The following is a 578-nucleotide window of genomic DNA, read 5'->3' on the forward strand; positions in this document are numbered from 1 at the left end:
CTGTTCAACCTGTTCCGAACGCTGGAGCAGCTAGTACGCGGCGATCCCATGACCTGCTTTAGCGATTGGGAGCAGTGCGCCGTGGCCGCCGGGAACGTACAGCTTTCACTGCCCGGCTACGGCATCTTCCTGCTGGCAACCGTGGTTATCTGCTTACTGTTCCAGGAGCAAATCGTGACGCGGGTACGCCAATTTCTCACAACACGTTTCCTGCCGCGCAAAGCGCGTCCTGAGAGAAACCTGCGCAAGCCGCAACAAACAGCGTGATGTCTCCCCCTCTGCGCACCACCGGACGGCGCAGAGGGGATAGCACGCCGATTGAAATGTGATTTTGTTCTCGTTATAGCGCTTAATCATCATTGATATGTTTTATAACAATTTAGATTCTAACGAATTGATGATTTATTGTAGAGCCAGATCACATTTCCTGTTACTGTTTGCAGTGCCGAAATTAACGGCCCAACTGCTTTAGCCAGCGCCATTGGCAGCATTATTCATCAACAACTTCCACTGTATTATCTCCCAAAAAATGACACATACTAAACGCGCATTATCTTCCCTGGGGTTGGCCTTTGCTT

The 578-nt window shown here is 50.3% G+C and carries 1 pseudogene; it reads left to right on the forward strand.

What is annotated here, in order from left to right:
* Nucleotides 1-267: pseudogene (locus J5224_RS34225) on the forward strand (acyltransferase); the annotation flags it as partial.
* Between the last annotated feature and the right edge of the window lie 311 nt (nt 268-578).

The sequence above is a fragment of the Candidatus Symbiopectobacterium sp. NZEC135 genome (genome assembly GCF_025962695.1).